Annotated in this window: 14 protein-coding genes; 9 read left to right on the top strand and 5 right to left on the bottom strand. The window is 63.8% G+C overall.

The annotated features are described in order from the left end of the window. Window positions 1-41 precede the first annotated feature (41 nt). The 4 genes from AWB70_RS13315 (at window position 42) to AWB70_RS13300 (ending at window position 3,898) form a co-directional block, all read left to right on the top strand. Entirely contained in the window at window positions 42-668 is a 627-nt protein-coding gene (locus AWB70_RS13315) for a glutathione S-transferase family protein (protein ID WP_053571589.1), read from the top strand. Window positions 669-682: 14 nt separating this feature from the next. After that, on the top strand, window positions 683-1,318 hold the full coding sequence (locus AWB70_RS13310) for a glutathione S-transferase family protein (protein WP_014252676.1): 636 nt from the start codon (window positions 683-685) through the stop codon (window positions 1,316-1,318). A gap of 143 nt (window positions 1,319-1,461) precedes the next feature. Continuing rightward, window positions 1,462-3,105, top strand: coding sequence for an acyl-CoA synthetase (locus tag AWB70_RS13305; RefSeq protein ID WP_053571590.1), 1,644 nt, complete (start codon window positions 1,462-1,464; stop codon window positions 3,103-3,105). Window positions 3,106-3,118: 13 nt separating this feature from the next. Continuing rightward, window positions 3,119-3,898, top strand: coding sequence for an enoyl-CoA hydratase (locus tag AWB70_RS13300; protein ID WP_053571591.1), 780 nt, complete (start codon window positions 3,119-3,121; stop codon window positions 3,896-3,898). A gap of 3 nt (window positions 3,899-3,901) precedes the next feature. Here the strand turns inward: AWB70_RS13300 and AWB70_RS13295 are convergent, their stop codons facing one another. Next, window positions 3,902-4,291 (bottom strand): DUF779 domain-containing protein, encoded by a 390-nt coding sequence (locus AWB70_RS13295; protein WP_014252679.1) that lies wholly within the window; start codon window positions 4,289-4,291, stop codon window positions 3,902-3,904. A gap of 68 nt (window positions 4,292-4,359) precedes the next feature. After that, window positions 4,360-5,880 carry an aldehyde dehydrogenase gene (adh, locus tag AWB70_RS13290; RefSeq protein ID WP_053571592.1) on the bottom strand — a complete coding sequence of 507 codons (1,521 nt, stop codon included), beginning with the start codon at window positions 5,878-5,880 and terminating at the stop codon, window positions 4,360-4,362. Between the two features lie 212 nt (window positions 5,881-6,092). On the opposite strand from adh, the gene AWB70_RS38265 reads away from it, so the two are divergent. The 4 genes from AWB70_RS38265 to AWB70_RS13275 all read left to right on the top strand — a co-directional run bounded on the left by AWB70_RS38265 (window position 6,093) and on the right by AWB70_RS13275 (window position 8,792). Beyond that, window positions 6,093-6,374: a hypothetical protein gene (locus tag AWB70_RS38265; protein WP_143281637.1), complete on the top strand. Its 282-nt coding sequence runs from the start codon at window positions 6,093-6,095 to the stop codon at window positions 6,372-6,374. A 45-nt stretch (window positions 6,375-6,419) separates the two neighbouring features. Then, window positions 6,420-7,817, top strand: coding sequence for an L-lactate MFS transporter (locus AWB70_RS13285; protein ID WP_014252681.1), 1,398 nt, complete (start codon window positions 6,420-6,422; stop codon window positions 7,815-7,817). Between the two features lie 16 nt (window positions 7,818-7,833). Continuing rightward, complete coding sequence (locus AWB70_RS13280) at window positions 7,834-7,962, top strand: MFS transporter small subunit (RefSeq protein ID WP_014252682.1); 129 nt, start codon at window positions 7,834-7,836, stop codon at window positions 7,960-7,962. A gap of 524 nt (window positions 7,963-8,486) precedes the next feature. Then, window positions 8,487-8,792, top strand: coding sequence for a high-potential iron-sulfur protein (locus tag AWB70_RS13275; protein ID WP_053571593.1), 306 nt, complete (start codon window positions 8,487-8,489; stop codon window positions 8,790-8,792). A gap of 7 nt (window positions 8,793-8,799) precedes the next feature. Here AWB70_RS13275 and AWB70_RS13270 read toward each other — a convergent pair whose 3' ends face one another. After that, window positions 8,800-9,306 carry a DUF4019 domain-containing protein gene (locus AWB70_RS13270; protein ID WP_053571594.1) on the bottom strand — a complete coding sequence of 169 codons (507 nt, stop codon included), beginning with the start codon at window positions 9,304-9,306 and terminating at the stop codon, window positions 8,800-8,802. Between the two features lie 216 nt (window positions 9,307-9,522). Here AWB70_RS13270 and AWB70_RS13265 point away from each other — a divergent pair, with 216 nt between their 5' ends. After that, entirely contained in the window at window positions 9,523-10,395 is an 873-nt protein-coding gene (locus tag AWB70_RS13265; protein ID WP_053572104.1) for an endonuclease/exonuclease/phosphatase family protein, read from the top strand. On the opposite strand, the gene AWB70_RS13260 is transcribed toward AWB70_RS13265, so the two are convergent. Both AWB70_RS13260 and AWB70_RS13255 read right to left on the bottom strand, forming a co-directional pair. Continuing rightward, on the bottom strand, window positions 10,392-11,456 hold the full coding sequence (locus tag AWB70_RS13260; RefSeq protein ID WP_053571595.1) for a M14 family metallopeptidase: 1,065 nt from the start codon (window positions 11,454-11,456) through the stop codon (window positions 10,392-10,394). The genes AWB70_RS13265 and AWB70_RS13260 overlap by 4 nt on opposite strands. A 9-nt stretch (window positions 11,457-11,465) precedes the next feature. Continuing rightward, entirely contained in the window at window positions 11,466-12,659 is a 1,194-nt protein-coding gene (locus AWB70_RS13255) for a M20 aminoacylase family protein (RefSeq protein WP_053571596.1), read from the bottom strand. Between the last annotated feature and the right edge of the window lie 68 nt (window positions 12,660-12,727).

The raw sequence follows: 12,727 nt of genomic DNA, 5'->3' as shown, positions 1-12,727 counted from the left end.
GCTAAGATGGACGCCTCGACAAAAACGAAAGGCGACATCGAATGCTGACGATCTGGGGCAGAGCCAACTCGGTCAATGTGCAGAAAGTGCTGTGGTGTTGCGAGGAGCTCGGCCTCGCGTACGACCGCATCGACGCGGGCCTGCAATTCGGGCGCAACACAGAACCCGACTACCTCGCGATGAACCCGGCGGGCCGCGTGCCCACGCTGGTCGACGGCGATTTCGTGCTGTGGGAATCGAACGCCATCATCCGTTATCTCGCGATGCAATACGGGCCGAACAGCACGCTCTACCCGGCCGAGCCGAAAGTTCGCGCGAGCGCGGACCGCTGGCTCGACTGGTCGCTCTCCACGCTGCAACCCGCCGAGCGTCCCGTCTTCTGGGGTTATATCCGCACGAATCCGGCCGATCGCGACATGGCCCAGCTCGCCGCCGCGGCGAGCGAAGTGGACAAGCTCTGGCGCGTCGTCGATACCCATTTGAAAGGCCGCGACTATCTCGAAGGCGATAGCTTCACGCTCGCCGATCTCGTCATCGCCGCCTATGCGCGCCGCTGGTTCGGCATCGCGGAACTGGCGCGGCCCGCCCTGCCCGAACTCGAACGCTGGTATATCGGCATCACGCAGCGCGCGGGTTTTCAGCGCTACGTGTCGCCCGCATTGACCTGAACGGGACTGACGCCATGACCATCGAACTGCATACCTGGAATACGCCCAACGGACGCAAGATCAGCGTCGCGCTGGAAGAGATGCAACTGCCCTACGCCGTGAAGACGGTGAACATCACGAAGGGCGAGCAGCATGCGCCCGGCTTTCTGCGCATCAGCCCGAACAACCGCATTCCGGCGATCGTCGATCCGGACGGCCCCGACGGCCAGCCGATCAGCGTCTTCGAGTCCGGCGCGATCCTGCTTTATCTCGGCGAGAAGACCGGCAAGTTTCTGCCCGCGAGCCTGCGCGATCGCGTGCCCGTGCTCGAATGGCTGATGTGGCAGATGGGCGGCTTCGGCCCGATGCCCGGACAGGTGCACCACTTCCGCATGGTCGAGGCGGAATGCGACCGGCGTTATGCGCTCAAGCGCTATTCCGATGAAACGCGCCGCCTGTATGGCGTGCTCGACAAACGTCTCGCGCAAGTGGAATTCGTCGCGGGCGAATTGTCCGTCGCCGATTTCGCGATCCTCGGCTGGGCGTGGCGGCATGAACGCCATGAGGTTTCGCTCGACGACTATCCCAACGTCAAGCGCTGGTATGAAGCGCTGTTCGCGCGGCCCGGCGTCAGGCGCGGCTTCGACGTGAAGCTGGACGATCTCGCCTGACGCGTCATCGAAATCCCGAATGGCTTCGCGAAGTTCTCGCGAAGCGTGTCTTTGTCTACAGCATCCGGTTGCTCCGATTCCCTCATGGTCACCGCCGTTAGGCGCGCGTAATATAGGCACGAAACCAGAAAAAGGAGACGCCGATGACCGCCGGCATGTACGACGATGGCCTTCCCAAAACGGCCGCCAACTTCGCGGCGCTGACGCCGCTCAATTTCATCGAGCGCGCGGCATCCGTTTATCCGGCGCGGCCCGCCATCGTGCACGGCGAAGTGCGGCGCAACTGGGCCGAAACGTATGCGCGCACGCGGCGGCTCGCATCGGCGCTCGCGGCGCGGGGCATCGGCGTGGGCGACACGGTTGCGGCGATGCTGCCGAACACGCCCGAAATGGTCGAAGCGCACTTCGGCGTGCCGATGACGGGCGCCGTGCTCAACGCGCTCAACACGCGGCTCGACGCCGGCACGCTCGCCTACATGCTGACGCACGGCGAGGCGAAAGCGGTGCTCGTCGATCGCGAGTTCTCGGAGACGATGCGCCGCGCGCTCGCGGACGTTCCGCAGAAAGTGCTCGTCATCGACGTGGATGATCCGCAGTACGCCGGCGCGGGCGAGCGCATCGGCGAAATCGACTATGAAGCGCTGCTCGCGAGCGGCGATCCCGCATACGAATGGCAGCCGCCCTCGGACGAATGGAACGCGATCTGCCTGAACTACACGTCGGGCACGACGGGCAATCCGAAGGGCGTCGTGTATCACCATCGCGGTGCGTACACGAATGCCATCAGCAACATCCTCGAATGGGACATGCCGACGCACTCCGTGTATCTATGGACGCTGCCGATGTTCCATTGCAACGGCTGGTGCTTTCCGTGGACGGTCGCGGCGCGCGCGGGCGTGAACGTGTGCCTGCGCAAGATCGAGGCGAAAGCCGTCTTCGATCTCATACGGGACGAAGGCGTCACGCATTACTGCGGCGCGCCGATCGTGCAGAACCTGCTCATCAACGCGCCCGACGAACAGAAAGCCGGGATCACGCAAAAAGTCTATGCGATGGTCGCGGGCGCCCCGCCGCCCGCCACGATGATCGAAGGCATGGAGCGCATGGGCTTTCAGTTGACGCACGTGTACGGCCTGACCGAAGTGTATGGCCCGGCCACCGTCTGCGCGCATCAGGACGAATGGAGCGCGCTCGACGTGCACGAGCGCGCCCGCCTCAACGCGCGGCAAGGCGTGCGCTATCACTTGCAGGATGCCGTGACCGTGCGCGATCCCGCCACGATGGAGTGCGTGCCCTCGGATGGCGAGACCATCGGCGAGATCATGTTTCGCGGCAACATCGCGATGAAGGGTTATCTGAAGAACACGGCCGCCACCGAGGATGCGTTTCGCGGCGGCTGGTTCCATACGGGCGATCTCGCTGTCGCGTATCCGGACGGTTACGTGCGCATCAAGGATCGCAGCAAGGACATCATCATCTCGGGCGGCGAGAACATATCGAGCATCGAAGTGGAAGACGCGCTGTACCGGCATCCCGCCGTGCTCGCGGTGGCCGTCGTCGCGAAGCCCGATGCGCGCTGGGGCGAAACGCCCTGCGCCTTCGTCGAACTGAAGCCCGGTGCGCATGCGACCGCGGAGGAACTGATCGCGCATTGCAAGACGGAACTCGCGGGCTTCAAGGTGCCGCGCGCGATCGAGTTCCGCGAATTGCCGAAGACTTCGACCGGCAAGATCCAGAAGTTCGAGCTGCGCAAGATCGCGGGCTCGGTCGCGGCCATCGACGTTTGAAGGGCGCATAGCCATGAGCGAACTCGTTCTGATCGAACGCCATGCCTATGACGTCGATGGCGCCGTCCTGCTGACGTTGAATCGTCCCGATGCGTTCAACGCGTTATCCGAAGCCATGCTCGATGCGCTCGAGCGCGCGTTCGAGGAGATTGCCGCGTCGGATGCGCGCGTGGTCGTGCTGGCGGGCGCGGGACGCGCGTTCTGTGCGGGCCACGATCTCAAGGAAATGCGCGCCGAACCTGCGCTCGCCTACTATCGCGCGCTGTTCGAACACTGCTCGCGCACGATGCTCGCGATCCAGCGCATGCCGCAGCCCGTGATTGCGCGCGTGCATGGCGTCGCGACGGCGGCGGGCTGTCAGCTCGTCGCCATGTGCGATCTCGCGGTGGCGTCGAGCGATGCGCGCTTCGCCGTATCGGGCGTGAATCTCGGGCTTTTCTGCTCGACGCCGAGCGTCGCGCTGTCGCGCAATGTATCGCGCAAGGCCGCGTTCGAAATGCTCGTGACCGGCGAATTCATCGATGCCGCGACGGCGCATGAACGCGGCCTCGTGAACCGTGTCGCATCGCCGGACGAACTCGACAATGCCGTGCGCACACTGGCCGCGACCATCGCCGCCAAACCGCGCGAGGCGGTCGCGGCGGGCAAGGGCCTGTTCTATCGGCAACTCGAAAGCGGCATCGAGGCGGCATACGCGCTCGCGTCCGAAACGATGGCCTGCAACATGATGGAAGACGCCACGCTCGAAGGCACGCAGGCGTTCGTCGAGAAGCGGCCGCCGCGCTGGAAATAAACCTCAACTCACGTGCTCGACCGGATGCCTGTCGAGCCACGCATTCTCTTCGTCGCTATAGAGCCGCGAGCGTGTGAGAAAGCGCAGACCGGTCGGGCGTTCCAGCGAAAACATGCCGCCATTGCCCGGCACGGCATCGATGATCAGTTGCGTGTGCTGCCAATACGCGTATTGCGATTCGGTCATGTAGAACGGCACGCCGCCGATCGCGCCCAGCTTCACGTCCGAACCGCCGACCATGAATTCGTTCACCGGAAAGCACATCGGCGCGCTGCCGTCGCAGCATCCGCCGGACTGATGGAACAGCACGTCGCCGTGCTCGGCCTTGAGCTTTTCGATGAGATCGATCGCGGCGGGCGTCGCTCTCACGCGCTGCACTTCCTGTTCGCTCATGATGTTCTCGTTGTTTTGGTTGGCGGCCGCCGCGCGATGCCGCGGCGGCCGTAGGCTACGAACGCGCTTTAGAAGAAGCCGAGCGGCTTGTCGCTATAACTGACGAGCATGTTCTTCGTCTGCTGATAGTGATCGAGCATCATCTTGTGATTCTCGCGCCCGATGCCCGACTGCTTGTAGCCGCCGAACGCCGCGTGCGCCGGATAAGCGTGATAGCAATTGGTCCACACGCGGCCCGCCTGAATCGCGCGGCCGAAGCGGTATGCACGCGTGCCGTCGCGCGTCCACACGCCCGCGCCGAGACCGTAGAGCGTGTCGTTGGCGATGTCGAGCGCTTCTTCCTCGGTCTTGAAGGTCGTCACCGAGAGCACCGGCCCGAAGATTTCCTCCTGGAAAATGCGCATCTTGTTGTGGCCTTTGAAGACGGTCGGCTTGACGTAATAGCCGTTCGCAAGTTCGCCGTCGAACGCCGCGCGCTCGCCGCCGCTCAAACATTGCGCGCCTTCCTGCTTGCCGAGATCGATATACGACAGGATCTTTTCGAGCTGCTCGCGCGAAGCCTGCGCGCCGATCATCGTCTTCGTATCGAGCGGATGGCCCTGTGCGATAGCCGCGACGCGCTTGAGCGCCCGTTCCATGAAACGCTCGTAGATCGATTCCTGCACCAGCGCGCGCGACGGGCACGTGCACACTTCGCCCTGATTCAACGCGAACATCGTGAAGCCTTCGAGCGCCTTGTCGAAGAAGCTGTCGTCGGCGTTCAGCACGTCCTCGAAGAAGATATTCGGGCTCTTGCCGCCCAGTTCCAGCGTGACCGGAATCAGGTTCTGGCTCGCGTACTGCATGATGAGCCGGCCCGTCGTGGTCTCGCCGGTGAACGCGATCTTCGCGATGCGCTTGTTCGACGCGAGCGGCTTGCCCGCTTCCAGACCGAAGCCGTTCACGACATTGAGCACGCCCGGCGGCAGAATGCCTTCGATCACTTCGAGCAGCACGAGAATCGACGCGGGCGTCTGCTCCGCGGGCTTCAGCACGACGCAGTTGCCCGCCGCGAGCGCGGGCGCGAGCTTCCATACGGCCATCAGAATCGGGAAATTCCACGGAATGATCTGCCCGACGACGCCGAGCGGCTCATGGAAGTGATACGCGACCGTATCGTGATCGATCTCCGAAATGCCGCCTTCCTGCGAACGCGCCGCGCTCGCAAAGTAGCGGAAGTGATCGATGGCGAGCGGAATGTCCGCGGCCATCGTCTCGCGCAGCGGCTTGCCGTTGTCGATGGATTCCGCTACCGCGAGCCGCGCCAGGTTCTGCTCCATGCGATCGGCGAGCTTGAGCAGCAGGTTCGCGCGATCGGTGACGGAGGTCCGGCCCCACGCAGTCTTGGCCGCATGCGCCGCATCGAGCGCGGCTTCGATGTCGGCTTCGCGCGAACGCGGAATCGACGTGAAGGGTTCGCCCGTGATCGGCGAGATGTTGTCGAAATACTCGCCGCCCGCGGGCGGAACCCACTTGCCGCCGATGAAGTTGCCGTACTGCTTTTTATACGGATATTCCGTGTTCAGGAACTGCATCTCTGCGTGATTCATTGTGTGTGCTCCTCGCATGTCGACGTGACTGGCCGGCACAGCCGATCTCCGGCGCCGGTGGCCCTTGTCTGCGAGTTCTGTGCCATCGCACGCGCGGCGGGGCTCCCGTCGCGTCGGCCGCATCGGCACGCGGGTGAGCGGCCACGGCTAAGGGTTTTCACGGAGCCGCCAGGCGTTGTTCACATTCAGAACACGTGCGCCGCGCTGTAGCGATGCGATACACGTCGTCGGATTCCGGGGTGCGTGCCGATTGCCGCGTCGGGCGCGATAAACGCTGCGGGCAAACGCTTATGGCACGAGTGTTCATATTGCAAACCCTTTCACCTTTGACTATGGTCATGCCAGCCGTGGCAAAGCGCCGCACTCATATGTGGTTCCATCGCATGTTTGGGCGGCGCGAAATGGCCTTGCGAGCGCGCGACGCCGACATCGTCGCCGAGCGCATGAACCACGGCGGGCTGCATTCCGGCGAACCCGGGCTGCACCTCAAGTAACGATGTGCGCGCACGTGAGAGACATGACGCGCCACGGAGACCACGATGAACAGCACACTCAATCAAGGGGCCGCGCACGGCCCGACAGGCTTTTTCTCCAAGGAGGCGACCATCGCCCGGCCGGGATTCTCGCGCTGGATGGTGCCGCCCGCCGCGCTGGCTGTTCACCTGTGCATCGGGCAGGCGTACGCATTCTCGGTGTTCAATGCGCCGCTGACGAAAGTCATCGGCATCACGAAGTCCGCGCCGGACGACTGGTCGCTGACCACGCTCGGCTGGATCTTCTCGCTCGCGATCGTGTTTCTCGGGCTTTCGGCGGCGTTCGCCGGCAAATGGCTGGAGAAGGTCGGCCCGCGCCGCACGATGTTCACGGCGGCCTGCTGCTTCGGCGGCGGCTTTCTCGTTTCCGCGCTCGGCGTCTATCTGCACCAGATCTGGCTGCTGTACCTCGGCTATGGCGTGATCGGCGGCATCGGGCTCGGGCTCGGCTATGTCTCGCCGGTATCGACGCTGATCCGCTGGTTCCCGGACCGCCGCGGCATGGCGACCGGCATGGCGATCATGGGCTTCGGCGGCGGCGCGATGATCGCCGCGCCCGGCTCCGTCGCGCTGATGAACCACTTCAAGAGCGCGACGAGCGTCGGCGTGACCGAAACCTTCCTCGTGCTCGGCGTGCTCTATTTCATCTCGATGACGATCGGCGCGCTCGCGATCCGCATTCCCCCGCCGGACTGGAAGCCGGCCGGCTGGACGCCGCCCGCGACCGCGAACAAGATGATCACGAAGAACCACGTGCATATCGATCAGGCGCTGAAGACGCCGCAGTTCTATCTGCTGTGGCTCGTGCTGTTCCTGAACGTGACGGCGGGCATCGGCGTGCTGGGTCAGGCTTCGGTGATGATCCAGGAAAGCTTCAAGACGTCGATCACGGCGGGCGCGGCGGCGGGCTTCGTCGGGCTGCTGTCGCTGTTCAACATGGGCGGACGCTTCGTGTGGGCATCGGCGTCGGACTGGATCGGCCGTAAAAACACGTATTTCGTGTTCTTCGTGCTGGGCGCGGTGCTGTATTTCCTGGTGCCGCAATTCGCGAGCGCCGGCAACATCGCCCTCTTCGTGCTGGCGTACGGCGTGATTCTGTCGATGTACGGCGGCGGCTTCTCGACCGTGCCCGCGTATCTCGCGGACATGTTCGGCACGGCGTTCGTCGGCGGCATTCACGGCCGGCTGTTGACGGCGTGGGCGGCGGCGGGCGTGGCGGGACCGGTGGTCGTCAACTATGTGCGCGCGTATCAGGTGGCCCACGGCGTCGCGGGCGCGGATGCGTACACGATGACGCTGCACATCATGGCGGCGCTGCTCGTTATCGGCTTCCTGTGCAATCTGCTCATCACGCGGGTGCATGAGAAGCATCACATGAACTTGTCGGCGCAGGCCGCGAACTGAGACAAAGGAGACCGCGATGAATACTCAGTACGAAGGCGCGTCGTCGAATAAGGGATTGCTGCTCGTGTTCTGGGCGTATGTGCTGATTCCGCTCGCTTGGGGCGTCACGAACACGCTCACGCAGGCGATCAAGCTGTTCCAGTAAGCGTCAGGACATGCCACGCGCGCCGGAGGGCCGATGAGTCGATCGGTTCACGGCGCGCGTTTTTGTTTGCGGCTCGATATTGCTTTCGCAAGCCGCGGTCAGTTCTCAACGCCCCCGCTCTTCAACGCGGTTCAGGCTGCGACGCGCGAGCACGCTCATGAAAAGCGTGCCGCACACGAGCGCTGCGAGATACACGCCAGCCATCATCCATTCCATATCATTCACGGTTGTTCTCCTTCGAATTGAGCCGCGGCCGGGGTGCCGCGGGAGTGATCCACGCGATTCAACTACGTTCTGGCCTGATTTACGGCACGCGCGCGCAAAGGTTTAGCGGCGCGCGGAATGAACGACGTTGGATGCACGTTGAAGGAGGAAGCGAAAACAGCACGCAGCGAAAACGATCGGGCGTTCTCTTTCGCAAACGTATGCCGCAGCGCGCGTGTTGGGCACGCCGCGAAGCGTCGGCGTATCGTTCGACTTGCGCCTTGAGCGCGTTCCCCACACACAAAAAACGCATCCCGACAATGAATCCGACCCGCCGCAGCTTCATGATTTTCAGCATCGGCATGGGCTCGGCGCTGTGGCTCGCGAAAGCCCGCGCCGACGTCCCGCATCTGAGTGAATCCGATCCGGCCGCGGTCGCGGTCGGCTACAAGGAGGACGCCGCGAAAGTGGACAAGGCGAAGTATCCGAACTACGCCGCCGAACAGACGTGCGCGAACTGCTCGCTGTATCAGGGCAAATCGACGGACGCCTGGGGCGGCTGCACCCTCTTCAACGACAAGCTGGTCGCCGGCAAGGGATGGTGCGCGTCCTACACGAATATGTGATGCTCGCTCAACGCAACGAGTATCCGACGAACCGCCAGACGTTGTCCGCGTCGAGGATGAACGTGACCATCTCGCGCGACGACTGGCGGGCCTGACTGTACTGCGTATCGAACAGCACGTTGATGTACGCGCCGGCGGGCATGTTGCCGGTGCCGTCGTAGCGATAGTGCTTGACGCCCATCGGCATGCGAAGGCCCGGCGTGCCGAGCGGCGCCCGGTCGTGCGCGACTTTCCTGATGAAGTCATCGCGCGAAATGATCTGTTTCGCGATGGGCGAGGCGTCGTCCCACACCTCGCCCGCCTTGTTCTGATCGATCAGCCCGACGATAGCCAATGCGGCCTGCGCGATGTCCTGGTCCTGCTTGTCGAGCGCGGCCTGTTGCTCCTTCGTGAGCGATCGGGCGGCGGCGGATGGTTGCTGCTGCGGTGCCGGCTGAGTTTGCTGTGCCTGGCACGCGATGCTGGAAGAGATCAGCAAGAGTGTGCCGAGCGAGAGGGTAATGCGAGCTTTCATGTGGCGGACAACGGTGAGTTCTACAGCGCAGGATTGTAACGCCGTCTGCGTGCGAGACAGTAAGAAATACTGAGTTTCGGAAAGTGTGCTGGAAGCCTATGGGCTACGCACCCGCACGCCGCCGCTATCTCGAAATAGCACGCTTACGCACCGATCAAGCACATTCCTTGCTGCCATGAAAATAGCTCGACTGCTGGCGCGATTGCCGGGGTGAACATGAGACTCGTGGACTGGAACATCCAATGGGGACGCGGCGTGGACAAGCGCGTCGATCTCGCGCGCATCGTCGCCGAGGCCAAAGCGCTGCACGACTTCGACGTTCTCTGCCTGCAGGAAGTCACGCGCGGCTTTCACGAAAGCGAACAGGCGGGCGGGCTCGCGGGACGGCCGTCAGCCGATCAGTTCGCCGAACTCGAAGCGCTGATACCGGGCGCGACTGTCATGGACGGAATCGGCTCCGATCTGCCGCCTGTCGGCGCCGGTCTCGCGCGCCGCCAGTTCGGCAACGCCATCGTCAGCCGTCTGCCGGTGCGGCAAGTGCTGCGTCATTCGCTGCCATGGCCCGCCGATCCCGCGAAGCCGTCGATGATGCGCGTCGCGCTCGAAGCCGTCATCGATACCGATGTCGGTCCGTTGCGCATCGTCAGCACGCATCTGGAGTTTTACTCGGAGAAGCAACGGGTCGCGCAAGTCGCGCGTCTGCGCGACCTGCATGCGGAAGCCTGCGCGCATGAACGCGCGCCCGCGAAGGCCGAAAGTCAGGCGAGCCCGTTCGCCGATACCGCGCGGCCGCATTCCGCGATCGTCTGCGGCGACTTCAACAGCGCGTTCGACGCATCGGCGTATCGCGCGATGCTCGAACCGATCGCCGGTGCGCCAACGTTCGTCGATGCCTGGACCTGCGCGCATCCGGACGATCCGCGCGCGGCCACTGTCGGTCTGTACGATCACGATCAGTGGCCCGATGGCCCGTTTGCCTGCGACTTCATCTTCGTGACGGAAGACTTGCGGCCGCGCATCGTTGGCTGCGAGGTGGATCAGTCGAGCCGGTCATCGGATCATCAGCCAATGTGGCTCGAACTGCGCTAGGCCTGCTCGCGCGACAGGCCGTATAACGCCTGCAACGCGGCCGCGCGCGCCTGACCTACGATCATGCCGCGCCAGAGATCGTCGTCGATGTAAAACGCCGCGCGTATCTGCCGGCGAATGTCGGCTTTCAACGCCTCGGGCGCGTCCGGATGATGCCGCACCCAGACATCCGCGCGCAGCATGTCGAGCATGTCGGTGAGCGGCACGGTGCCGTATTCGATCGCAATCGACGCATTGGCCGCATGCGGACACGTCTGCCGCAACGTGTCGAGCAAGGGACCGGCGACATCCGCCGCGATCGACGTGCCGTCCGATGGGCTCGTCACGTCCGCGCCCCACCAGCGCCGCGCGCGCGTCACGTCGCCGATGCAGATCTTCGCGCCGAAGCCGCTCGGCCCGAGTCCCGTATGAAAGTCGATCCATCCGATCGCGTCGCACGGCTCGCCGTATTCCGCGAGCAGCGCGCGCATCGTGCGCGTGCTCCATGCGGGCTCATCGCCGCCATAGAACATGCCGTGCGCATGCGTGTACTGCCCCTTCGTCACCGCTTGCTGATACGCCCATTCGCCGCGTGTTTCGATGTAAGCGCGAATCGCCGTGAGATTCGCTCCGTCGGGCGGCCAGTGCGCGGGAATCAGCAAGTCGTGCAACTCCGCATAGCCCGCGTTCACCGGCAAAGGCCTGCTGAAATCCACGCTGTTGCGATTCAGATCGACATTGCCTTCGGTCGTGCGGCTGAGGTAGGAGAAGCCATAGGGATTGATCGCGTGAACGAGCAGCATCGCGACGCCGAGTTTCTGCATCGATGCGAGCAGCGCGTCGTCGCGCATCAACGCGATCTGTGCGCCCGAGCCGCAAAAGCCTTCCACGCCATGCGTCGCCGACGTGAGCACGAGCAGGCGCTTCGCATCGGCGGGACCGATTCGCACGACATCTGTCGCGAGGGTTTCGCCTTCGAGACCCGCGATGCCTTCGAGCAAGCGCGTATCGACGGCGAGCTTGCGCTGCGCGGCCGTATCGAGAAATCGCTGCCGCGCTTCCTTATAAGTCGATGAGAACATTTCGGCTCCTCAGGCGCGCGCGAGAAACTTCTCGACGAGCCGCACCCAGTAGGTCGAGCCGAGCGTGAGCACGTCGTCGTTGAAGTCGTAGCTGCTGTTGTGCAGCATGCACGGCCCGAGGCCATGACCGTGCTCGCGATGATCGCCCGATCCATTGCCGATGTACGCATAGCATCCCGGCCGCTCCAGCAGCATGAACGAGAAATCTTCCGCGCCCATCGTCGGATCGACGTTCGTGTTCACGCGATCCGCGCCGGCGATGTCCTGCATCACGCCCAATGCGAAATGCGTTTCCGCTTCGGTGTTCACGGTCGGCGGATAGTTGCGCACGAACTTGACTTCGGCCTTGCATCGATACGCCGCCGCCGTCGCCGCGACGATCTCCTTCATGCGCGTCTCGATCAGATCGAGCACATCGACGGAAAACGTGCGCACGGTGCCGGCGAGCGTCGCGGTGGTCGGGATCGCGTTGACCGCATGCCCCGCCTGCATGCGCGTGATCGACAGCACGGCGGCGTCGATGGGCCGCTTGTTGCGCGTCACGATGCTCTGCAGGCCCGTGCCGATCTGCAACGCGGTGAACACGGGATCGACGCCATCGTGAGGTATCGCGGCATGCGCGCCCACGCCTTCGATGCGAATCTCGAACTCGTTGCTCGACGCCTGCGTCGCGCCGACGCGCGCACCGAACTGGCCCGCGGGCATGCCCGGCCAGTTATGCAGCGCGAACACGGCATCGACGGGAAAGCGCTGGAAAAGGCCATCGTCGATCATGGCTTTCGCGCCGCCGCCGCCTTCCTCTGCGGGCTGGAAGATGAAGACGACCGTGCCGTCGAAATCGCGATGCTTCGCGAGATAGCGCGCAGCGCCGAGCAGCATCGCGGTGTGGCCGTCGTGACCGCACGCATGCATCTTGTTCTCATGGCGCGACGCATGCGCGAAGGTGTTCGATTCGGGAATCGGCAATGCGTCCATATCGGCGCGCAGGCCGATTGCGCGCTTGCCCGAGCCTTTTTTCAGCACGCCGACGACACCGGTCTTGCCCAGCCCGCGCGTCACTTCGATATCCCAGCTTTCCAGCTTTTGCGCGACGAGTTCAGCGGTGCGCGCTTCTTCGTAGCAGAGCTCGGGATGGGCGTGGATATCGCGGCGAATGGCCTGAATCTCGTCGCGCGACTCGGCGATCTCGGGAATGATCGACATGCTGTCCTCGTTGATGAATGATCGAACGAAGCATTGTCGATGGCCGCAAAGAACAGCGAAAGCTGATA

It is taken from the genome of Caballeronia cordobensis (assembly GCF_001544575.2).
GTDB lineage: Bacteria > Pseudomonadota > Gammaproteobacteria > Burkholderiales > Burkholderiaceae > Caballeronia > Caballeronia cordobensis.
This window is presented reverse-complemented; position numbering and strand designations above follow the sequence as displayed.

Bases quoted from the DNA above. Each gene is read 5' to 3' on its own strand.
- AWB70_RS13265 (WP_053572104.1), top strand. From the start codon at position 9,523: ATGAGACTCGTGGACTGGAACATCCAATGGGGACGCGGCGTGGACAAG.
- AWB70_RS13285 (WP_014252681.1), top strand. From the start codon at position 6,420: ATGAACAGCACACTCAATCAAGGGGCCGCGCACGGCCCGACAGGCTTT.
- AWB70_RS13300 (WP_053571591.1), top strand. From the start codon at position 3,119: ATGAGCGAACTCGTTCTGATCGAACGCCATGCCTATGACGTCGATGGC.
- AWB70_RS13255 (WP_053571596.1), bottom strand. From the start codon at position 12,659: ATGTCGATCATTCCCGAGATCGCCGAGTCGCGCGACGAGATTCAGGCC.
- AWB70_RS13275 (WP_053571593.1), top strand. From the start codon at position 8,487: ATGAATCCGACCCGCCGCAGCTTCATGATTTTCAGCATCGGCATGGGC.
- AWB70_RS13310 (WP_014252676.1), top strand. From the start codon at position 683: ATGACCATCGAACTGCATACCTGGAATACGCCCAACGGACGCAAGATC.
- AWB70_RS13305 (WP_053571590.1), top strand. From the start codon at position 1,462: ATGACCGCCGGCATGTACGACGATGGCCTTCCCAAAACGGCCGCCAAC.
- AWB70_RS13315 (WP_053571589.1), top strand. From the start codon at position 42: ATGCTGACGATCTGGGGCAGAGCCAACTCGGTCAATGTGCAGAAAGTG.
- AWB70_RS13270 (WP_053571594.1), bottom strand. From the start codon at position 9,306: ATGAAAGCTCGCATTACCCTCTCGCTCGGCACACTCTTGCTGATCTCT.
- AWB70_RS38265 (WP_143281637.1), top strand. From the start codon at position 6,093: ATGCGATACACGTCGTCGGATTCCGGGGTGCGTGCCGATTGCCGCGTC.
- AWB70_RS13260 (WP_053571595.1), bottom strand. From the start codon at position 11,456: ATGTTCTCATCGACTTATAAGGAAGCGCGGCAGCGATTTCTCGATACG.
- AWB70_RS13295 (WP_014252679.1), bottom strand. From the start codon at position 4,291: ATGAGCGAACAGGAAGTGCAGCGCGTGAGAGCGACGCCCGCCGCGATC.
- AWB70_RS13280 (WP_014252682.1), top strand. From the start codon at position 7,834: ATGAATACTCAGTACGAAGGCGCGTCGTCGAATAAGGGATTGCTGCTC.
- adh (WP_053571592.1), bottom strand. From the start codon at position 5,880: ATGAATCACGCAGAGATGCAGTTCCTGAACACGGAATATCCGTATAAA.